The organism is Shinella sp. NM-101, from assembly GCF_021401195.1.
Classification (GTDB): Bacteria; Pseudomonadota; Alphaproteobacteria; order Rhizobiales; family Rhizobiaceae; genus Shinella.
This window is the reverse complement of record NZ_JACBFT010000031.1, coordinates 1-20,503: the sequence shown is the minus strand read 5'-3', so window position 1 is coordinate 20,503 and position 20,503 is coordinate 1. Positions and strand designations below refer to the sequence as shown.

18 protein-coding genes and 3 pseudogenes are annotated in these 20,503 nt (G+C 64.4%); 4 read left to right on the top strand and 17 right to left on the bottom strand.

What is annotated here, in order from left to right; genetic code table 11:
• The first annotated feature begins 317 nt into the window (after positions 1–317).
• Entirely contained in the window at positions 318–932 is a 615-nt protein-coding gene (locus tag L0976_RS27755) for a LysE family translocator (RefSeq protein WP_234190532.1), read from the top strand.
• 136 nt (positions 933–1,068) lie between these two features.
• Positions 1,069–1,346: pseudogene (locus L0976_RS27750) on the top strand (integrase); the annotation flags it as partial.
• A gap of 71 nt (positions 1,347–1,417) precedes the next feature.
• Here L0976_RS27750 and L0976_RS27745 read toward each other — a convergent pair.
• From L0976_RS27745 to L0976_RS27710, 8 genes are all read right to left on the bottom strand, one after another.
• Positions 1,418–2,212, bottom strand: coding sequence for an ABC transporter ATP-binding protein (locus tag L0976_RS27745; RefSeq protein WP_234190530.1), 795 nt, complete (start codon positions 2,210–2,212; stop codon positions 1,418–1,420).
• Complete coding sequence (locus tag L0976_RS27740) at positions 2,199–3,191, bottom strand: iron ABC transporter permease (protein ID WP_234190529.1); 993 nt, start codon at positions 3,189–3,191, stop codon at positions 2,199–2,201. Before L0976_RS27740 ends, L0976_RS27745 begins: the two co-directional genes overlap by 14 nt.
• On the bottom strand, positions 3,188–4,180 hold the full coding sequence (locus tag L0976_RS27735) for an iron ABC transporter permease (protein WP_234190528.1): 993 nt from the start codon (positions 4,178–4,180) through the stop codon (positions 3,188–3,190). Before L0976_RS27735 ends, L0976_RS27740 begins: the two co-directional genes overlap by 4 nt.
• A gap of 20 nt (positions 4,181–4,200) precedes the next feature.
• Positions 4,201–5,130, bottom strand: coding sequence for an iron-siderophore ABC transporter substrate-binding protein (locus tag L0976_RS27730; protein ID WP_234190526.1), 930 nt, complete (start codon positions 5,128–5,130; stop codon positions 4,201–4,203).
• Between the two features lie 61 nt (positions 5,131–5,191).
• Positions 5,192–7,606, bottom strand: a complete 2,415-nt coding sequence (locus L0976_RS27725; protein WP_234190524.1) for a TonB-dependent receptor — start codon at positions 7,604–7,606, stop codon at positions 5,192–5,194.
• A gap of 155 nt (positions 7,607–7,761) precedes the next feature.
• Positions 7,762–8,757 carry a FecR domain-containing protein gene (locus L0976_RS27720; protein ID WP_234190514.1) on the bottom strand — a complete coding sequence of 332 codons (996 nt, stop codon included), beginning with the start codon at positions 8,755–8,757 and terminating at the stop codon, positions 7,762–7,764.
• Between the two features lie 100 nt (positions 8,758–8,857).
• On the bottom strand, positions 8,858–9,361 hold the full coding sequence (locus L0976_RS27715; protein WP_234190512.1) for an RNA polymerase sigma factor: 504 nt from the start codon (positions 9,359–9,361) through the stop codon (positions 8,858–8,860).
• Positions 9,362–9,488: 127 nt separating this feature from the next.
• The gene (locus L0976_RS27710) at positions 9,489–10,388 is read right to left on the bottom strand and encodes a (2Fe-2S)-binding protein (RefSeq protein ID WP_234190500.1); all 900 of its coding nucleotides are present in this window, start codon (positions 10,386–10,388) and stop codon (positions 9,489–9,491) included.
• A 346-nt stretch (positions 10,389–10,734) separates the two neighbouring features.
• On the opposite strand from L0976_RS27710, the gene L0976_RS27705 reads away from it, so the two are divergent.
• Positions 10,735–11,757 carry an LLM class flavin-dependent oxidoreductase gene (locus L0976_RS27705; RefSeq protein ID WP_234190498.1) on the top strand — a complete coding sequence of 341 codons (1,023 nt, stop codon included), beginning with the start codon at positions 10,735–10,737 and terminating at the stop codon, positions 11,755–11,757.
• A 112-nt stretch (positions 11,758–11,869) separates the two neighbouring features.
• On the opposite strand, the gene repC is transcribed toward L0976_RS27705, so the two are convergent.
• From repC to repA, 3 genes are all read right to left on the bottom strand, one after another.
• Positions 11,870–13,084 (bottom strand): plasmid replication protein RepC, encoded by a 1,215-nt coding sequence (gene repC / locus L0976_RS27700; protein ID WP_234190496.1) that lies wholly within the window; start codon positions 13,082–13,084, stop codon positions 11,870–11,872.
• 311 nt (positions 13,085–13,395) lie between these two features.
• Entirely contained in the window at positions 13,396–14,469 is a 1,074-nt protein-coding gene (gene repB / locus L0976_RS27695; protein WP_234190537.1) for a plasmid partitioning protein RepB, read from the bottom strand.
• On the bottom strand, positions 14,469–15,722 hold the full coding sequence (repA, locus tag L0976_RS27690; protein ID WP_233290873.1) for a plasmid partitioning protein RepA: 1,254 nt from the start codon (positions 15,720–15,722) through the stop codon (positions 14,469–14,471). The genes repB and repA overlap by 1 nt, the downstream gene beginning before the upstream one ends.
• Positions 15,723–16,122: 400 nt before the next feature.
• On the opposite strand from repA, the gene L0976_RS27685 reads away from it, so the two are divergent.
• A complete protein-coding gene (locus tag L0976_RS27685; protein WP_234190493.1) occupies positions 16,123–16,419 on the top strand; it encodes a WGR domain-containing protein in 297 nt (98 codons plus the stop codon).
• A gap of 19 nt (positions 16,420–16,438) precedes the next feature.
• Here L0976_RS27685 and L0976_RS27680 read toward each other — a convergent pair whose 3' ends face one another.
• From L0976_RS27680 to L0976_RS27655, 6 genes and pseudogenes are all read right to left on the bottom strand, one after another.
• Entirely contained in the window at positions 16,439–16,861 is a 423-nt protein-coding gene (locus L0976_RS27680; protein ID WP_234190483.1) for a PIN domain-containing protein, read from the bottom strand.
• Entirely contained in the window at positions 16,858–17,112 is a 255-nt protein-coding gene (locus tag L0976_RS27675; protein WP_234190481.1) for a plasmid stabilization protein, read from the bottom strand. The genes L0976_RS27680 and L0976_RS27675 overlap by 4 nt, the downstream gene beginning before the upstream one ends.
• Before the next feature lie 2,113 nt (positions 17,113–19,225).
• Positions 19,226–19,609, bottom strand: a pseudogene (locus tag L0976_RS27670) (IS30 family transposase); the annotation flags it as partial.
• Between the two features lie 130 nt (positions 19,610–19,739).
• Entirely contained in the window at positions 19,740–20,177 is a 438-nt protein-coding gene (locus tag L0976_RS27665) for an IS5 family transposase (RefSeq protein WP_234190534.1), read from the bottom strand.
• Positions 20,123–20,308 (bottom strand): hypothetical protein, encoded by a 186-nt coding sequence (locus L0976_RS28840; protein WP_234190538.1) that lies wholly within the window; start codon positions 20,306–20,308, stop codon positions 20,123–20,125. Before L0976_RS28840 ends, L0976_RS27665 begins: the two co-directional genes overlap by 55 nt.
• A gap of 6 nt (positions 20,309–20,314) precedes the next feature.
• Positions 20,315–20,365, bottom strand: a pseudogene (locus tag L0976_RS27655) (hypothetical protein); the annotation flags it as partial.
• Positions 20,366–20,503 lie beyond the last annotated feature (138 nt).

Below are 20,503 nucleotides of genomic sequence, written 5' to 3'. Positions count from 1 at the left end.
AAGTTCGTCCGCCGAATTATCGCGAAAAATCCGCCAATTCGACTAAAATCCGGTCATCAACTGCGAGTATGATTCGCCCTATATCAGAAGCTTACCGTCCGCCAGTGAACTATGAATGACACCCAAACTAGCGAGCAGGTTTCCGAAATCCACCTCGAGGAGACCTCAGCGCCGTTAGTGGACGCGATGAACATTTACAGGGGCGCCCAAGCTGCTACGGCCTCGGTACTGGCCGGATTTCTCATCGGCCCCTTTCGTATGAGCGAAAAGCGAGTATCCTGACAGCCCGAAAGCAATCATCACTTTCGGGGGATTCCGTGGATATTTCGACACTACTCGCCTTCACAGCAGCGTTCTTCGTGTTTGCCGCCAGTCCCGGCCCGGACAATATGACGATCGTAGCCCGCACGATCTCGCACGGCGCGGCCTCGGGCATCGCCTATGGAGCGGGAACGGTCGCCGGCATTCTGATTTTTCTCACGCTCGCGGCTTTCGGCCTGTCGATCATCGCGGCCGAAATGGGGATCGTGATGACGATCCTGCGCTATGCCGGAGCGGCCTACCTGATCTGGATGGGCGTGAAGCTCTGGACGGCCGAACCTGTCGTGCCCGAGCTGCAACCTGTCTCGGAGCGGCGCGGCCTGCTGAGCATCTTTGCGACCGGCGTAGCGCTCAACCTCGGCAATCCGAAGATGCCGCTGTTTTACGTGGCGCTGCTGCCGAATGTGGTCGGCTCGGCCCTCACCCCCGGCCACGTCGCAGCGCTGGCGGCCGTCATCCTCGCCGTTGAAACGGTGGTGATCGGCGGGCATGTCATCCTCGCCGGCCGCGCCCGCAAGATGCTGCGGACGCCGACCGTCGTTCGCCGCGTGAACCGGACAGCCGGTGGCGTCATGATTGGCGCCGGCGTTGTGGTCGTGGCATCGAGGTAAGCCAGGGCAAAGAAGCGTCGCATAATTCCTGAAACCCACTACGTTGCTGGATGAGTTGGAGCGTAGCGGCGAGTACCGGATCTCGTTGACGGACCCGGATGCCCGCGCATCCCGTCGGCGCGTGGATCCGCTTCGCCGCGGCAAGAATGTCGGGCCGGGCCGGCTGAAGGACCACCAGGTGGCCCGCCTCGTCAAGAAGACGGCGCTGGCCGCCGGCGGGCGGGGCGACCTGTGGGAAGCCGAGCGGGGCGGCAAGTTTGCCGGCATTCGCTGCGCGGCGGCCCTGCCTCCTCCGCCGAGGTCGACGAACGCCATGTGCAGAAGCAGCTCAGCCACGCTTCTGCCGGGATGACCGGCGAGTGCCAGCGCCGACGCGATCGCTTCCGCGTCAACCTCGCAAAGGCCGCGGGGCTGGAACTGAGCCGGCGTGTCCGACGCGATCGCCTGGAGCAAGCCATCGTATCAGGGCGACGTTCCCTGACCTCTCAACTCAGGATGAATTTGGCATTCGTCTTCGCGTCGTGAACGATTTCGGGGTCGATATCGAAGACCAGCCGAACATGCTCTCTGGTGATGGTGGCGTGCGGCGGCCCCTGCTGCACAAGTTTTCCCGCCTTGAACATCACGATATGATCGGCGTGCCGAGCAGCCTGATTGACGTCATGAAGCACCGCGACGATGGTCTTGCGGCGGGATTTCACCAGTGTGGTTATGAGGCTCATGATTTCGGCCTGATGCGCAAGATCCAGGAAAGTGGTCGGCTCGTCGAGAAGAAGGATATCCGTCTGCTGCGCGAGCGACATGGCGATCCAGGCGCGCTGTCTCTGGCCGCCGGACAGGTCTTCGAGCGGTTGCTCGCGAAGGTCGGCCATCCCGGTCAGGGCGAGCGCCTCCTGGCACGCCTCCTCATCCGCCCGGGACCAGCGCGAAAACAGGCCGCGATGCGGATATCGGCCCTGGCGCACCAGATCCGATACCGTAAGCCCCTCGGGCGCGACGGGGCCTTGCGGAAGGATGGTGATGCGCCTGGCGCTTTCGCGCGCCGTGAACCGTGCCAGCGGCTTGCCGTCGAGCAGCACGGAGCCTGCCCTGGGCTTGAGCAGGCCGGCACAGGCTCTCAGCACCGTCGACTTGCCCGAGCCATTGCGGCCGAGCAGAACGGTAAACGCCCGCGGCGGGACTTTGAGGTCCAGCCCCTCGACGATCATCCGACTTCCGTAGCCGAGAGACAGCGTGTCGAGGCACAGGCCGGATCCTGCTTCGTTCTCATTGACCAACATGGCGTCGTCCCCAGAGAAGATAGCCAAGGAAAGGAGCGCCGATCAGCGCCGTAACGATGCCGGCCGGCAACTGGGCCGGGGCAATGACGATCCGTCCGACAAGGTCGGCCGCCATGAGAAGGAGCCCGCCCACCAGCGCGGATGCCGGGATCAGGCGCGCATGGCCGGCACCCACCATCTTCCGGGCGACATGCGGCGCGATCAGGCCGATGAAGCCGATCAGGCCGCAAGCGGCAACCGTCGCACCCGATATGGCCGTGCACAGCAGGATCAGAAAGGCGCGGCCAAGATTGACACGCTGCCCGAGGCTTGCGGCGATCTGGTCGCCGAAGCGCAGGAGATCGAGCTGGCGGGCGCACAGACAGGCCAGTGCCACGGGCGCCACAAGCCATGCGGCCAGAACGCGCAATGTTTCCCAACTGGCGACGTAGACGCTGCCGGCCAGCCAGATCATCAATCGCTGCACATCCGCCACATCGGCAAAGGCGATGAGAAAACTGCTGCCGGCGCCGGCAAGCGCCCCGAGCGCGATGCCGATCAGGACGATGCGCAGCGACGAGGTGCCGTTCCGCCAGGAGAGGGCAAAGACGGCGGCGGCCATCAATGTTGCCCCGGCAAAGCCGGCCAGGGGCAACAGCGCTGCCCCCTCCCCTTTCAAACCGACGATGACCAGTCCGCCCGCCAATGCCGCGCCTGCATTGATGCCGAGAATACCGGGCTCGGCGAGGGGATTGCGCATCACCGCCTGGGCGATCGCTCCCGCAATGCCCAGCGCCATGCCGGCGGTGAGCGCCATCAGCGCGCGCGGCAGGCGCAGATCCAGCACGATCATGCGGATCTGTTCCGTCGCACTGCCATCGACAAGGCTTCCCAGATCGGCGCGCGAAAGCGTCTGGTCGCCGAACGCCAGGCTGGCGAGCAGAAGTGCCGGAACGCCCAGGAGGGCGGCAGCCAGGATCACGTGCCGGCGGGACGTCATGCACTGCGCAGCCGGTAACGGGCGAGCCACAGGAAGAACGGCGCGCCGATCAGCGCCATTGTGACGCCGACCGGAAAGTCTTGATTGGCGAACAGGCCGCGTCCGATCATATCTGCGGTGACAAGCAGCAATACACCACCGATGGCGCTGTAAGGCACGATCCAGCGATAATCGGCCCCGACCGTGAGGCGCGCGATGTGGGGCATGACGAGACCGACGAAGCCGACGGGGCCCGCAAGCGCCACGGCGCTCCCGGCGAGCAGCACCACGATGACCACCGCCGTCGTGCGCCACAACAGCGGGCTCTGCCCCAGCGCGCCGGAGATGTCGGAGCCAAGGCTGAGTGTCGTGAACTGCCGGCGCAGCACAAGAGCGGCCGCGAGACCCGTCGCGATGTAGGGGGCGACAGCGATGACCTGATCCATGGTCCTCCCCGACAGCGACCCGACGGTCCACAGCCTTACGGCGTCGAGCGTCGCCTGGTCGAAGATCAGAATGGCCGAGGTCAGCGAGGTGAGGAAGGTGCCGATCACCGCTCCTGCCAGGACGAGTTTCAATGATGTCGGTCCGCCCGACCCGAGCGATCCGAGCGCATGGACGGCGAACCCGGCAATGGCCGCACCACCGAAGGCGTACCAGATAAGGCCGTTGCCGTCGCTCATCGAGCCGGTCATCTGAAGGGTCATGGCGGCGACCACGGCGAAGGCGCCGCCGGCGTTGATGCCGAGCAGGCCGGGCGAGGCCAGGGGATTGCCGGTCGCGGCCTGCATCACCGCCCCGGCAACGGCAAGCGCCGCGCCCGCCATGGCGCCGGCCAGCACGCGCGGAAGCCTGAGCATGGTGACGACGAGGTGATCACGCGATCCATCGAAGGCGAAGATTGCCTCGCAAACGGTCACGAGGGAAAGCCGCGACGCGCCCGCACCGATCGCCAGCGCTGCGACCAGGATGCAGACGCAGAACAGGATCGCGAGCCCGAGCGCCCGCATTGGGTCTGCGCGCCTTTCTGTCACGGCGCATTCACGATGTAACGCTCGACATCATCGAGAACGCGATGGGCGGAGGCGACCCCGTGAAACCCCATCCAGGTGCCACGGTCTACCCGGTGGGCCTTACCGGCCTGTACGGCCGGCAGCATCTGCCAGAATGGATTCTTGATGGTCGCGGCCTCGAGCGCGTCATCGGGCGCCTGATCGTATCCGCTCACGACGACGTAGAGCAGAATCTTCCCATCGAGAAGGCCGATCTCCTCCCAGCCGGGACGCTTGAATGCGGTATCGTCGGTGACGGTTTCATAAGCCGTGCGCTGCACACCCGCTTCGCGCAGCACGGCATAGGGCGCATAGGAGGCCGGGCCGGAGACGTAGACATGGAACCCTGTCGGCGTGATGCGCAGGACGGAGACCGGAAATTGGGGGACACGCGCGCGTATGGCCGCGACGCGGGCTTGATAACCGTCGAGCAGCTCTGCCGCGGTGTCCTTGCGGCCGGTCATGTCCGCCAGTATCCGCAGATGATCCTTCCAGTTCCGGACGTCGATCAGCGCCGTCGGTGCGATCTTTTCGAACATGCCGCGGACCTGTGCGTGCAGCGTGGCGTCGCCGATGATCAGATCGGGCTTCAAGGCCACGATACGCTCGAGGCTTGGCTGCCGCGCGTCACCGATATCCGTGACCGATGCCTTTTCCGCCGCCATGCGCAGGTCCGCATCCTGCGCCGTCATCAGCGGTGCGCCGACAATCGGCAAACCGAGTTCGAGCCCCATTCCGAGATTGTAGAACGGATCGAGCACGACAATGCGGGATGGCGCCACGGGCACGCAAACCGGCGCGCCGAGGACGTGTTCCGATATCGCCCGCCCCTGACATTGCGCCACCGCTGGCGTCAGTGAAAGCAACATCGCCAGAGCGGAAATGATTAGGCACAACGCCGTCTTCATGCCGTGAAATCCCATAAGTCGCGGCTGGAGCGATACCGAAGGATCGCTCCAGCCTGCATGCTCAGAACTTGACCTTGAGGTTCATGCCGACGCGACGGCGTTCACCCAGCGTGGCGGCGATGTTGTTGTCGTTGTAGACGAAATATTTCTCGTCCAGCAGGTTCTGCACGAAAGCGTTGACCTCCCAGCGCTCCGTCTTGTAGCCGGCCTGCATGTTCACGATCCAGCGGCTGTCCAGATAGTCGTGCGGCAGGCTGCCGAGCCGCGCCAGATAGCGCGACGTGTATTTCGCATCCGTGCCGACAAAGGCGCCGTTGTCGAACGTGTAGCGCGCGCCCAGCCCCAGGGTCCATTCCGGTGCTTCGGGGAACGGCAGCCCGGTAAGGTTACCGTAGGCGAGATCGTTGAAGTCCTTGAATTCGGTATGGACATAGCCGAGCGAGACGAAGGTTTCGAGGTTGTCGTTCACCTCGAACGAGGGCTCGATCTCGAAACCCCAGGCTTCCGACGAGGCGGCATTGAGGATGCGGCGCGTCGTTGCGTCGGCCGGGTCGAGCTGCATCTGGACCTGCTGGTCGCTGTACTGGGTGAAGAAGACGTTCGAGTTCACTTTCAGCCGCTCGTCCAGGAAGCTCCCCTTGTAGAAGATCTCGTAGGTCGAAGCCGTTTCCGGCTCATAGGTATAGGCTGTCGCGCTGGCCGCGTTGTAGCTGGCGCCACCAGTTCTAAAGCCTTGCGAGTAGGTGATGCCTACCGTCTGGGTGTCGGTGAGGTCTTTCGAAAGGCCGATCTTGGGCACGAAATTGATCTCATCGAACGACGCGCCATAGTTGGTCAGCACGGCCGTCGGGCTGCCCAATGGCCGGGTGCGGACGAGATGCTGGGTGATGTCCTGGTCGGTATAGTCGAGACGGCCGCCAGCGGTGACCTTCCATGTCGGAACGAACTCGTAGGTCGCCTCGCCGAAGATGGCAGCGTTGAACGATTTCTGGGTATTGTGCTGAACCTGATTGCTACTGCTCGCCCCGAATGGGACCGTGCGATCGTAGAAGTTCTTCTCGTCTTCATAGGCGAAGTAGGCCCCGCCGACCCAGTTCCACTGTTCACCCGAGTAGTTCAGGCGCACCTCCTGAGAAGCGATCCATTCCTTGTAATAGCCGTGATAGGTGTTGATCTCTCCCGCCGTGCCATAGTTCGGCGAAAAGCGGTCGGTGTCGGAATAGCTGAAAGCCGAGAGCGACGTCAGCTTCAACTCGTCGGTGAAGTCGTGGGTCACCTCCAGGCCGACATTGTGTACGCGGGTCGGCCTGTATTCGATATAGGCCGGGATCTGGAAATCGCCGCGCTCTTCATCGAAGTTGAAGCCCATGGAGCCGGCCGGGCCGCCGATGTCGCGGACATAGGGATCATCGTGCGAAAACGAATAGCTGAGCAGCGCGCGCGTCTCGGGCATCTCCGCCGGCTGGAAGAGGACCTTGCCGCGGATCTGGTAATAGGTGTCATGCGTGAATTCGTTGTACCGGTCGTAACTTTCGAATGTCGGGTAGTTGATGTCGTTCTTGCTGCGCTCGAATTCCCCGGCGATACGCAGGGCGAGCACGTCCTCCACCAGGGGCGTGTTGACCATGAACGCCGTGCCGTAGAGATTGCCCGTGCCGACCGTTCCGGAAAGTTCTCCTTCGCGCTCGAACACGGGATCCTTGGTCTTGACGTAGATGGCGCCCGCCATGGAGGCGCGACCGGACAGCGTCGATTGCGGCCCCCGATAGACTTCGAGCTGCTCGACGTCGAACAGCCCGCGCGCGCCGCGCCGGGCGCCACGAACCGTTTGCTGGACGCCATCGACATAGAGCGTCGCAAGCGGCGCGCCACCGGGAACAAGCCCCTCGGAATTGACGCCGCGGATGACGAAACCCGCATCCGTCCAGTCGCCGTCCATGACATTGGCCATGCGCTGGAAGCCGTCGCGGATGCTGCGGACCTGGCTGTCGACAATCTCGTCGGCGGTCAGGATGCCGACGCTCGCGGACGTGTCGTTGAGGGTCGTCGCATTGCGCGAACCATAAATCATGATGGGCGCCAGAACCGTGTCGCCTGCCATCGTTCCGGTATCGCCCGTGACGACCGCCGACGTGCTGGCGATGGTGACGGTATTGGCGTTGGTGAAGCTGTATTGAAGATCCGTGCCCGACAAAAGGACGGAAACGGCCTCGGAGGCCGTCATGGAACCACGGACCGGCCGCCCGTTCAGCGACGCCGCGGACGTCTCGTCGAACACCACCGCAAGTCCTGCGATCCGTCCGATGTCGTTCATGGCCTGACGAATGGGTTTCGCCGGAATATCGAAACTGTAGACCTGCTGCGTCGCGGTCTGCGCCATCGCGCTCCCGACTGCGAGAGGACCAACATCCACCGCGCCAAGCATTGTCGTCGCGAGCAGGAGTGCCGCGTTGCGCCCCAATCTTCCGGTCTTCATCAAATGCCCCTATCCCTCAGATCATCAGGAAATGGCGGCTGATCCGCTTTGATCGATCTGCCGTCACTCTGTTGAGGTAACGGAGCTCGCCGGGGGCTACCCTCATCGGAAAAAGGAAAAATTCAAACTTTTCGCACCGTCGGCGAAAGAGCCGTTCAAGGCCTGACAATGACGAGGCGGCCCGCAACCTCATTCATCGCGAATCCGACCAGCGACTGAACGGACGCGAGTGCCGCATCCGGGTCATCGACCGAGAAACTCCCGCTCACCCTTCTTTCCGCGAGCGTATCGGAAAGAACGACGATGCGGCCCGGGCGGTAGCGCTCGATCTGCCGCAGGACATCCCCGAGACGGGCGTCGTTGAACACGAAACGACCCTCATGCCAGGCCGTGCGCTCTCCAAGATCCACCTTCTGCGACCTGCCGATGCCGGACGCGCTGTAGGCGACGCCTTCTCCCGGCGCAAGGACCACACGCTGTGATGCCGCGGCGGCGGTGACCTGCAGACTGCCGCTTTCGAGCGTCACCGACACGCCGTCATCCTGCACGGCGACATCGAAGGTCGTGCCGAGGACCCTCGCCTCGCCGTCCCCGGCCCGCACGACGAATGGGATCTCGGATCGTTTGACCGTAAAGAATGCGGTTCCGCGCAGGAGCTGGACACGTCTTTCCGACGCCCCCATATCGACGTCGATGGCCGTGTCCGCATCCAGGAGGATAGTCGAGCCATCTTTCAGCCCGACCGTTCGTCGCTCGCCGCGCGCCGTGACATAGTCAGCCTGGAGATCCTGAACTAGGTTCGGCCTCTCAAGCCAGATCCACGATCCAGCCAGACAGGATAGCAGACAGAGGCTGATGATCGCACCGGCCTTGCCTGATTTCTTCTTCTCACGCATGCGCCGGACATGCTCCAGATGACGTGAGAGGACGCGTTCCTCGTCACGCGCCACGTCGGCGCCGGGCCCGGCGGCCGAGGACCACACCGTTTTCAGGTCGTCATACGCGCGCCCGTGCGCCGGATTGGCGTTCAGCCAGGCCGCGAAGTGATTGCGATCAGCCCGTGAAGGCTTACCGTTCATCCGGGTGAACCAGGCGACGGCTTCCGCTTCGACACCCGACAGGTTCTCGGCCGCCTTTTCGTTGTCTGCCATGGCCGTTCATCACCCTAGATAGCGCAGGCAAGCACCCGATCGACTTTCCCGTTCAAGATGATAACGGAGCGACAGGCGACCGACCCTCATGCGGGAAGCGTTATTTGAAGCTTTCCCGGCAGGCAAGCAGGGCTTTCGCCATCTCGCGCTCCACCATGATGTAGCTGAGGCCCATCGTGGCGGCAATTTCCTGATAGGTGCAACCATGAACGCGGTTCAGCAGGAAGACGTGGCGGGTACGCTCCGGCAGACGCCGGATGGCGTCATCGAGATGACGGATGCCGTCCTTGGCCTCGACGATCTGGAGCGGCGTTGCGACCGGCGCGGCATATTGGTCGGCGGTGATCTTGTCCGCCAGCGCCTTGTGACGCTTCTCGACGCGCAGCTGATCGATCGCCGAGTTGCTTGCGCAGCGGCTCAGATAGGAGGGCGTCAGCACGACATGCTCCTTGGCCTTCTCCCAGATCCGCGCGAAGACCTCCTGGACCACGTCGGACGCCTGGGACGGGCCGACCTTGCGCGTGACCATGCGCTCGAGCCGCCGGCGCTCGGTCTGATAAAGCCTCTCGATCTCGTGGGATCTGCTTGTCACTATGTCGGCCATGCAACGCTCATGCTAACCAAAGTCATGCGCCAAGCATGCATATAAAGCCTAAAAGTGGAATAGAAAAATCAAGTTAAAGTCGACCGTTCTCAGCTTTCTGACGCGCTGTTGCGCTGAAACACCATCATCATGTCCGCTGTCCGGCCGTCAGCAGGGCGATGTGTCTGCGCATCGTCTCGAGCAGTTCGGCATCGCGGATCTCCGGCTTCTTCAGGACGCAGGTTGAGCATAAGTTGCCCTTCGCGACGGTGTAATAGCGACAGCAGCCGCCTCTTGCCCGAAACGTCCAGGACCCGATCGGTTCCCGGTTGTCATCGCGCAAGGTCAGGTCGAAGAAATGCAACTGCTTGTTATAGAGCGGCGAACCGGTGTGTTTGACCACGCGCATGGCATCTTGCCGCGCCTGGTCGAGGCAGTTGAGCTGCCGGCCGACCTCCAGCCATCGGCCAGCGACAGCGTCCGCCACCAGCCGCCAGAGAGCAGGACGCCCCAGGCCGGACCTTTTCACCAGGGCCGCGACCAGGACTGAAAAATGATTTTCGATGGCGACCCGGTAGGTATCGCAAAGCTCCCCGCGGCCGGAAAGCAGCGTCGCATCGCCATGACGACCAAGGGATGGTCGGTCCGTCGAGAAACGACGGGAAAGGTAGCGGATATCGGCGCGGCGAACATCATGCACCTCGCCATCGTGTTCATGACGGTCGTCGAACATGCGCAATGCGATGTGTTCAGGCGCGAGATCGGGCACGATGCCTGACGCGGCGACGAGCGGGATCGTCGCCAACATGAAGACATAGCAGTAATCGATCATCATCAAGGCAGCACAGGTCCTGTCGTCCATATGGCTGTGATGCGAGCGTTCATAGTCCAGGAAGGCGTCGATGGCCGCGGCATCGCCGAAAAACGCGCGCGCCGTCGTCCAGCCCTCCTCCATGCCCCCGCATTCCACGAGGAATTCGGACCAGAGCGGCTTCTGGACCTCCAGTGCCTCTTCCAAGGGATGATGAACCTGATCGGAAAAACTCAAATGCTGCCCCAGCCATCGAACGCGGACACGTCCATTTCCAACATGACGTGTATCCATACGCATAACGTCTGCCGGCGAGCGTTACCCTCATGTGAGATAAATTTAAGAACGGCAGGCAGCGTCGAGCCTGCGTTTGGCTCTCAGGAGGGTACAGCGCCTCAGCGCATGAAGGGACGCGGACTTCATCGGAAAAAACCGCCCTCATGCGCTGCGACGGCGGCCCTTTCATCGCATGCAAACTGTGAACGCTCCGTTCCCGGAAGCGGGCTTTTCAAGCTTCGCCGGATTGACCATGTTGCAGGCAACGTTTCCTTGCAACGGACGCACGGCGTCGAGGCAGACATCCATGAAGAAAATCGGTTTCCTTTCCTTCGGGCATTGGACCCCCTCCCCCCAATCCGAGACGCGCTCGGCGGCCGATACGCTGCTGCAGTCGATCGACCTTGCCGTGGTGGCCGAAGAGCTCGGCGCGGACGGCGCCTATTTCCGCGTGCACCATTTCGCGCGGCAGCTCGCCTCGCCCTTCCCGCTGCTCGCCGCCGTCGGCGCGCGCACGAAGAGCATCGAGATCGGCACGGCGGTCATCGACATGCGCTACGAGAACCCGCTCTACATGGCCGAGGATGCCGGCGCGGCCGATCTCATCTCCGGCGGGCGCCTGCAGCTCGGCATCAGCCGCGGCTCGCCCGAGCAGGTCGTCGACGGCTGGCGCTATTTCGGCTACGAGCCGCAGGAGGGCATGAGCGATGCCGACATGGGCCGCCGCCATGCGGAGGTCTTCCTCGACGTCCTGAAGGGCGAAGGCTTCGCGGAGCCGAACCCGCGGCCGATGTTCCCCAATCCGCCCGGGCTGCTGCGCCTCGAGCCCCATTCCGAGGGGCTGCGCGAGCGCATCTGGTGGGGCGCCGGTTCCAACGCCACCGCCGCCTGGGCCGCAAGGCACGGCATGAACCTGCAGAGCTCCACGCTCAAGGACGACGAGACGGGCGAGCCCTTCCATGTCCAGCAGGCCGCGCAGATCCGCACCTATCGCGCGGCGTGGAAGGAGGCCGGCCATGCGCGCAGCCCGCGCGTTTCGGTGAGCCGCAGCATCTTCGCGCTCGTCGACGACCGCGACCGGGCCTATTTCGGCCGCGGCGGCAAGGAGCAGGATTCCATCGGCTTCATCGACGACAAGACCCGCGCAATCTTCGGCCGCTCCTATGCCGACGAGCCGGACCGGCTGATCGAGCAGCTCGCCGCCGACGAGGCGATCCGGGAAGCCGATACGCTGCTCCTCACCCTGCCGAACCAGCTCGGGGTCGACTACAACGCCCATGTCATCGAGGCGATCCTCAAGCACGTCGCCCCGGCGCTCGGCTGGCGGTAGGGCCGCCCGCCCCCTCCCCTTCTCCGCGATGGAAGGGACCGGCCCTGCCGACCCCGGCGTGAAATCCGGGCAAAGCGCAAGGACGGCAAGGGCGTGACGATCCGCTTCCATGTCACGCCTGCGCACGTTCCAGCGCCTGGAGCATCGGATAGACGCTGAAGGCGGCCCGGCCGGCCTTTTCCGTGAGGTCGCGCAGGTAGCCTCCCGGCGAACGGATCGTCTCGCCCCGTTGCAGGAGCACGGCGATCACCACGGCGGCCGCCTGGCCGCCCATCGCCGCCTTCGCCTTGCGCCAGGCATCGGGCGAAATGCCCAGCATGGAGCGCGCCAGCTCCGCCGCCGCCATGAAATCGGCCCAGGAATGGATGCCGTCCCTGGTGTAATCGGCAATTTCCGGGCAAATCCGCTTCAACCGGTCAAGGCTGACGGCCATCTTCTGCTCCGGTGCCCTGGTATCGGCATTTGCCGCTTCGTCCGTATGGGTTTCTCGGCCGTTTAATTCAAATGGATGGTCTGATTTTGAATTCTGTATATGCTGCTCAGATTGAAGGTCATTGACGCTCATTTCCTGCTCGGAAAGACTTGAGAGATAAGCGTTTTCCACCTCGGCACGCAGATGCAGCAGCCCGTCGCGCCGCCCGGCGAGCAGAGCCGGAGCCGTGCGGCGGCCAAGACCGAAGACGAGGGCGGCAAGACGGTCGGAAAAACCGAGCCAGTCCCCTGCCCTGCCCTCTTCCAGGGCGCAGGCGATGATCTTGGCGATGTCGCGCTGGTGCAGCGTCACCTCGCTGCGCAGCGCCCGGATGGCCCTGTCCTCCGCCCGCACGGCCTCTGCCGCCTCGAAGATCTCGGTGGCGCGCAGCGCGAGCGGCGCGAGGTCGAAGCCGAAGGCATCCTCCATGACGCCGTTGTCGTCCCGCCGGCAGTAGCGCTTGCCGTTGGCGCTGTCGCGGCGGAAGATCATGCCGGCCTCGACGAGCGCGACAAGGTGCCGCCGGATCGTCGCCGGCGCCATGCCGCGGGCACGCACCGAGAGCTCGCGGTTGGACGGGAAGACGATGATCGGCGCCGTGCCGTCGAGCTCGCGCGCCGTGGTGAAGGATACGAGCGCCTCCAGGACGCAGATCGTGCGGTCGCCGATGCCGTAAACCTGGCGGGCTTCCGTCAGGGCGCGCATGAGCTGCCACTTGTCGGCGCGGCCGCTGTCGTTGCCCCCCTCGCCGGCCCGCAGCTTCTCCTGCCGCTCGGCCGTGTTGCGCTGGTGCACAAACAGGCGCGCAGTCATCCGTCCGCCGCCGAATGGCGTCGTCGCAATATGCTCCATCATGTCGGGTCCCCTTTTTAGAGGCAAGGAGGTCCCGTCAACGCCCTCCATTCGGCATGTCCCGGCCGCAAAGGGCTGAACGCCTTTGCGCGGATATGCCTTCTGGCAGACGAAGTTCATCGTTTCGCGCGGCGCATGCACCGGACGACTCTTGACTTTGACTGTCGGAAGTGATTCTCTCGAATTGCTACATAGAAGAGGGCTTCCGAAATGGTGACGTTTTGGGGGCCTTTTTTCTTGTCTCCGCGTTTCCTTTCGCTGGTTTCTCAGGCACTTGCCGGCCGCTTACGCAGCCGAATCAGTGAAATTCCCGCTCAGTCCTTCCCCGCCTTCGCGCCCTTTCCGGCAGCGAGGAAGGCTGCATAATCGTCCTCCACGCGCGCCTTCAGCGCCTCGATGAAGACGGGATCCACATCCGGCGTGAAGGCGATGCGCACAGCCTTGCCCTTGCGCTCCACGCGGGCGAAGACCGCGCCGTCCGGGCGCGTGAGGTCCTCGGCCGCGGGCGCCGCCTTCGGCGGGCGCCGCATCAAGCGGTCGAACAGCATCTGGAAGCGATCGTCGCTCGCGGCCGCGCGAAAGCGCGGCGAGGCGGTCTCGTCCTCGGCCTTCTCGATCTCCGCGCCGTTGCCGTTCTGGAAGAGCGCGCCCAGCGCCATCCAGCGCTCGCGGCCGGCCTTGGGCGCGGGGCCGATGTCGCGCACGAAGCGGAACGGCACCGCCTCGGCCACCTGGAGGAGCCGGGAAAGCTCGCTCTTCTGCACGGCCAGCGCATCGCAGACGAGCTTGCGCTCGAAGCCGCGGCCGACCAGCGTATGGGCGAAGAGCGCGCGCTCGATGAAGCTGAGATTGCGCCGCTCGGCGTTCTCCTTGCCCTGCGCCACCACCAGCTCGTCGTCGCTCAGCGTCTTGACGATCGCCTTGACGGGCTGGCCGAGGCGGCGGGCGGCCTTGAGGCGGCGATGGCCGTAGGCGACCTGGTAGCGGGGTTCGCCCCGCCCTGCCCCCTCTTCGGCCGGCGCCGGGCGCACCAGGATCGGCACCTGCTGGCCGCTCTCGCGGATGCTTTCCACCAGCGCCAGGAAATCCGGATCGTCCCGCTCGTCGTCGCTGAGGCGGTCGCTGACGAAGGAGGCCTCGATCCTGCCGGTATCGAGCGAGACGATGCGCTCGCCCTCCTGCAGCGCCTGGCGCAGCGCGCGCGCCTCTTCCGCCTCGCGGGTGATGGAGGAGAGCGTCAGGCCCATCGCCTTGACGGCGCCGGATGCGGCGCGCTGCTCGCCGGCCGGCGGCATCGACTTCGTCTCGGGCGCGCCTTCCGTGCCGGCGGGAACGATGTCCCCGCCGAACAGCGCCTTGATCGAGTTCTTGCGGTCGCGGCTTGCCATCATGTGCGCCCCCATGCGGTATGGATCAACTGTTCGATCTCGGTGTTGACGGCTTCGAGCGAATCCATCGCCCGGTCGTAGGTGCCGCGGGAGAAGTTTTCCCGGCCGACCTCGTAGAGCGTCTGCTTGGTGAGGCCGGCATCCGAGACGGCGGTGGATTTCAGCATGGGCGCCGTCAGCACCCGGTTGCCGAAGAGCGAGCGCAGGAAGCCGACGATCTGCGCCTGCGGACCGTCATGCGGCTCGTAGCGGGTGACGAGGTAGCGCAGGAAATCGAAATTGAGCTGGCCGCCCGCCTCGCGCACGACGCCGAGCAGGTCCGACGTCATGAACAGGAACTGGCTCATCGAGGCGACGTCCAGCATCTGCGGATGCACGGTGACGATGACCGAGGTGGAGGCGCAAAGCGCGGACAGCGTGAGGTAGCCGAGCTGCGGCGGGCAGTCGATGACGACGACGTCGTAGTCGTCGGCCACCGAGGCGAGCGTCGTCTGGACGCGGGTGAAGAACAGCCCGTGCGGATCGCCCGGCCGGCGCTCGGCCAGCGCCCGGGGCGTCGCGTGCTCGAATTCCTGGAGCTCCAGATTGCCCGGCACGAGATCGAGATTGTGGAAATAGGTCTTGCGGATGATGTCCGCCAGCGGGCGCGCCTCGCCGTCGTAGCGGATCGCGCCGTAGACCGTGTCGTTGCCGACAAGGTCCAGCTCCGGCTGGTAGCCGAAGAGCGCCGAAAGCGAGGCCTGCGGGTCGAGGTCGATGGCGAGCACGCGGTGGCCGGTCATGGCGAGGTGCTGGGCGAGGTGGACCGCCGAGGTCGTCTTGCCCGAGCCGCCCTTGAAATTGGTGACGGAGATCACCTGCAGGTGCTCGCCGCGCGCCGGGTCGCGCCATTTGACATAGCCGCGCGCCTTGGTCTCGTTGCCCTTGGCGCGGGCCTGTTCGGCAAGGTGGTGGCGAAGGGCGTCTATGTCGGCCAGCGAATACATGCGCCGGCCGCCGGGGCCGGTCGCAAGCTCGGGCCCCTCGCCGGCCAGCGAGATCTGCCGGAGATAGCCGTCCGAAACGCCGATCAGCCGCGCCGCCTCGCCCGAGGTGAAGCTGCGCAGCGTCTTTTGCGAGGTCGGCGGAAACAGCCGGTCGCGCATGGCCTTGAGCTGCACGGAAAGCGCCTGCGCATCCTCCGCGATGGTCTCGTCCGCCGGACGCAAGATCGCCGTTTCCTCTCCCATGATCGTCTCCGACGGCAGCGCCATCCAAAGTCTCCAGTCCTGTGCCGGTCCGCGTGCGCTTCATGCGCCCGGCGACCGTCTGGCCTATTATCTGCGCGATTCTCCCCGCCGGGGATATGCGGGAACGGGAAAATCTACAGATGCTTTCGGCAGTAACGGCGAATTCCACGATATTCGCCTCATTCCGTTAGGGACGGTGAGCCAAGCGCCGAGTCGCGTCAAGCCCCAATCTGGTTGACGAAATGCCCATGCACAGGCGTCGGCGGGGCCGGAAGGCGAGGGCGTTCCGGCCATCTCTCCGGCTCCGCGACGGTCCGGCCTCTCCTGCGAGATCGTTCCGGGTGGCCGCGTTGACAGCTGTCAACATCTCCCGCGATCCATCAGCGCCGTGAATCGATGGCGGCGGATCGATTCAGGAAAGTCGTTGGACAGGATTCGCGCCGGCAACGACACTCCGCCCATGGAACAGGACAGGTCAAGTCATTTCGTGCGCTGTGACGCCACGCGCAACATGAACCGCTTCTACCGGCTCACGGTGGTGCAGGATCTCTTCGGCACCACGCTGCTCGTGCGCGAATGGGGCCGGATCGGCGTCTCCTGCCGCACGCGCTGCGAGGAGAAGGAAAGCGTGGCGGAGGCACGGCGCGATGCCGTCCGGCTTGCCGCCGGAAAGATGCGCCGCGGATATGTTCCGGCGGCCGGGCAGGCGAGGGGGCGTTGACAGCTGTCAACGCGTGCCGTCAACCGGCCGGCGTGACCCAGGGATCGATCACGACAAGGCCCGCCGCGTCGAAGGCGCTTTTGCTGCGCGTGGCGATGGCAAAGCCGTGCGCGGCGGCGATGGCGGCGATATAGCCGTCCGGCGTGGGGAAGTCCCGGCTGGCCGCGCGGGCCTCAACCGCAAGATCCGCGTATCGCCTTGCCGCGGCGACGTCGAAGGGCAGGATGCGGCCTTCGAATATCTCCATGACGCCGTCCAGCGCCTCGGCTGGTCCCTGCTTGCGGCGGCCGGGCGGGGCGCCGATGCCGAACATCAGTCCGGCGATGATGACGCTGGAAAGAAAGGCCGTTTCGGCGACCTGGTCGTCGAGCCAGGCGATCACCGCCGCGGCGGGTTCGGGCTTCATCGCCTCGCAAACGACATTCGTGTCGAGGAGGATCATTCCAAGCCCATCGGCTCGGCAGGCACGCGGGCCTGCGTCTCGTCGAGGCCGGCGGCGTCCCCGCTGGTGAGGCCGAGGCGGCGGCTTCGCTCGGCCGGCGCGCTGCCGGGCCGCAGCCGGGCCTGCGGACGGATCGCCGACCCGAGGATCTCGCGCATTTCGGCCTCCGTGCTGCGCCCATGATGGGCCGCGCGCACCTTCAGCGCCCGGTGCGTCGCCTCGGAGAGATTTCTGATCGTGACGGCGGGCATGTCAGCAACGCCGCGGAGCATGATAGCAATGGCAAGATAGGCTTTTTGCCATCATCCTTCATGGCACGCTCCGCCGCGCCCGGCAAGGCCTTCCGGCTGTCCCGAACCCGCCCGCCGCACGACGCCGGCCGCTCCTGCAATTCCGCAGGGGGAGGGGAGGGGGCCCGCGCCGCCAGCCCCTCCAGGCGAACCGGACGGTTCCGGCCTTGACGATCGCGCGCCTTGCCGGCGCCGACCCGGCCCGGCCGTTCGCCCGGCAATTGTCGGCCAGGAGATCGTCTGCTCCTGCAGGCCGCTTCGGAGGAACCGGTCCCTTTCTCCGCCGGGCGGTCATCCGCAACGACGGGAATGCCGCAGATCGAACCGTCGGCACAAGCCATGCCTGTTCCCAAAGGAGGCCCGACTGAATGACCGTGCGCGGCCGAGAAGGGGAGAGCGACTGTCTTGAGCTGCAAGCCAAGAAAGGGCTTGGGAATGAGGAGCTTGTTGAGAATTTCGGTGTCCCATCCTTGCGCATAGCAGGCTTGGTCCCCGGCCGGAGCTTGGCGAGTATCCCTTGCTCTCCCACGAACTTCAAGTTCTCAGAGTTATCGGGCTTGATCGCCAATCCCCCGAACCGGCCAGTCCGGGAAGCAAAGTCCAAGTTACAAGTAGGGAAACGGCGGATGCTCGGCGTCCCCATGCCGGTCCGTTTCAGCGCAGGGCCGGCAGGGCACGCCGGAGCGTCCGCTGGGCGCCGCTCTCCGCCAATCGACGCGGTCAATGCATTTCACCGCGCTGTTCCGATTTCACCCTCATCGCCGGCCCGTATTGGAATCGATAATCGACCGGTCCCCATCGCCCACGCCGTGAAGGGTCTTCGCAGCTTTTCCAGCGTCGGAGGAGGGATGGGTGACTGTTCTTCGAGACGCGTCCCCGTGGGTTCCGGGGGAGGGGAGGGGGAGCCGGCGAAAGATTGCACCGGCAGGCCAGTGCAGGCCTTCGCGGACAATTTGCAGCGGACCGACCCCTGCCGTGATCGCTCTTCGATGCTGCAATCCTTCGGCGGATGCGGCGGCTATGAGTTCATGCTGGGGCACATCTTGCGGGCGCTTCACGCTGGCCAGCCTGCCTGTTCTGTGCGGGCGGTTCCGTTCGGGAGACTGCGGCGGCGTTTCGTGTCCAAGGCATTTGCGTGGCGTCGCATTCAGCCGATTGCAATCGTCCACAAGATCGCGCGATGAAAACAGGGGCGACATCTCTCGAAAGCCAATTCCCGGCACGGCCCTTCATGTTCTCGATGGAGTCTTCCTGCCGGAGTGATCGCGCGTCACAAAGCGAGGTCTCAAGCCGATACCCGCCTTGGAGGTAGGGCCGAGCGTTGAACGCCGTCGGACAGTCGATGATGATCGAGCAAGCACGACAGGGCAGGGGGCCTGCAACACACCGACGAGCCGTCCCGAGATCCGTCGCGATTGACGCTGCTGTTGCGAGGAGAACGGCCAAGCGGTCGGCCCGCTCTACCAGCGACGTCACGCTCGTCTTGCCGAACGATTGGCGGAGAGGGATGGGATCGCATTCCCAACGGCCGAACCGCTTTCGCTCGGCAGCCACGGCCGGGCGGCGCAGGGTATTGATGTCCGGGCCGAAGCGCTTGCCGTGCCGGCGTCCGGCATATCACGTCCGAGATCGCACGCGGCGTTCCGGCAAGTGCCGCAGGAGCTTGATGGCATGCCGTCCGCCGAATAGGCGAACGTGTGGATCGCCTCGGCTTACGCGGACCGGATGACCCACCGGCCGCATCCCTCCCGCGATCTGCGGCAACCAGCCATGCAGGATCCGCTCGGCGAGCGACTGGCGCACTTGCGAGACGCGGGCAAGCTTCCCGCGCTTGGCGCGCGCCGCCCGCAGGCCATGTCATGTGCCGTCATGCAATGATAGCCGTCGAACTCCGGTCATTCCTTGTCGACAACGCATCGCGCTTCAGTGTCGAGCGATGGCATCCGGGCGCCCGCGCCATAATATGAAGGCTGAACCCGGCGCCCCGCCAAGGCTCATTCCGATCGATATGGGAGGAGGGAGCATTTGGAGAAGTTAGCCCAAGTGCATCATGCCTGCGTTGCAGGGTAGGGGATCACAGCTCGTAGTGCGAATGCGCCATGAACACTTCGGCCGGCGTCCTGTAGCCAAGGCATCTTCGCGGCTGGTCATTGAGATGGCGGGCGAGTTGGGTGAGGTCGCGCTGTGATACGCCTGCTAGGTCCGTATCGCCTGGCATGAAGCGGCGAATGCGCTTGTTGGCATTCTCCACAGCGCCTTTCTGTCACGGTGCGCTGGGATCGCAGAACCAGCTGCGCGCGCCGATGACATCTTCCAAAGCCCGCAAGCCGGCAAACTCCGTGCCGCGATCAAAGGTGAAGCTCTGGCGTGCCGAGGATGGCAAGGGCGCGAAGGCTTTGATGATCTTGTCCATGATTGGGTGCGAGTGCCGACTTGGGTTTTTGATCATCACGGTGTAGCCGCCGTCGATCGGCGCGGGTCGATTGTGCATAGCATCGGGACATGCCAAAATCTCCAAAGTGAAGCCGTTGAAATCATTGGCATGTCGCACTTGGAAATAGATTGTACCCCTTAGGACGAATCGACATTCACCTCAGCCAAAGCATAACGGCGAGGAGATATAGGAAGCCTTCGAAGTGGATTGTTCTGCGGTCGTATCGGGTGGCAAAGCGGCGGAAGTGCTTCATTCGGTTGAAGCACCGCTCGATGCGGTTGCGATGCGTATAGGCGGCTTCGTCGTGGGGGATGATGATCTTGCGCGCGCGGTTTGACGGGATGACCGCTTCGGCTCCGATGCTGGCAATGATTTGCCGCAAAGCGTTGCTGTCATAGGCTTTGTCGGCCAGCACGGCATCACCGCTCTGTCCCTCCGGAAGTGCCGGTGCTTGGGTGATGTCGCCGACCTGGCCAGCGGTAACGATAAAACGCAGCGGCCTGCCCAAGGCATCGGCCAGCATGTGGATTTTGGTGGTCAGCCCGCCTCGAGAACGCCCCAGCGCCTGATCTTTGGCCCCCCTTTTCCTGATGCTGCCTGCTGATGAGCACGTACGATTGTGCTGTCGATCATCAGATATTGATTGTCCCGATCGGCCGTCAGCGCCTCGAACACCTGCTCCCAGATGCCGGCATGGCACCAGCGGCTGAAGCGCTTATGCACGGTCTTCCATTTTCCATAGCGTTCCGGCAGGTCGCGCCAATGTGCGCCAGAGCGCAAAACCCATAGGTAGCCATTGTGAGCTCAAGCCCAGGCGCGACTTGCAGGCTCGTTGATGCTATCCTCCGGATCGCATCTGCGCGAGTAGCTTCTGGCGAAAGACCTCGGCCGGTGTCTTGTAGCCGAGGCACTTGCGTG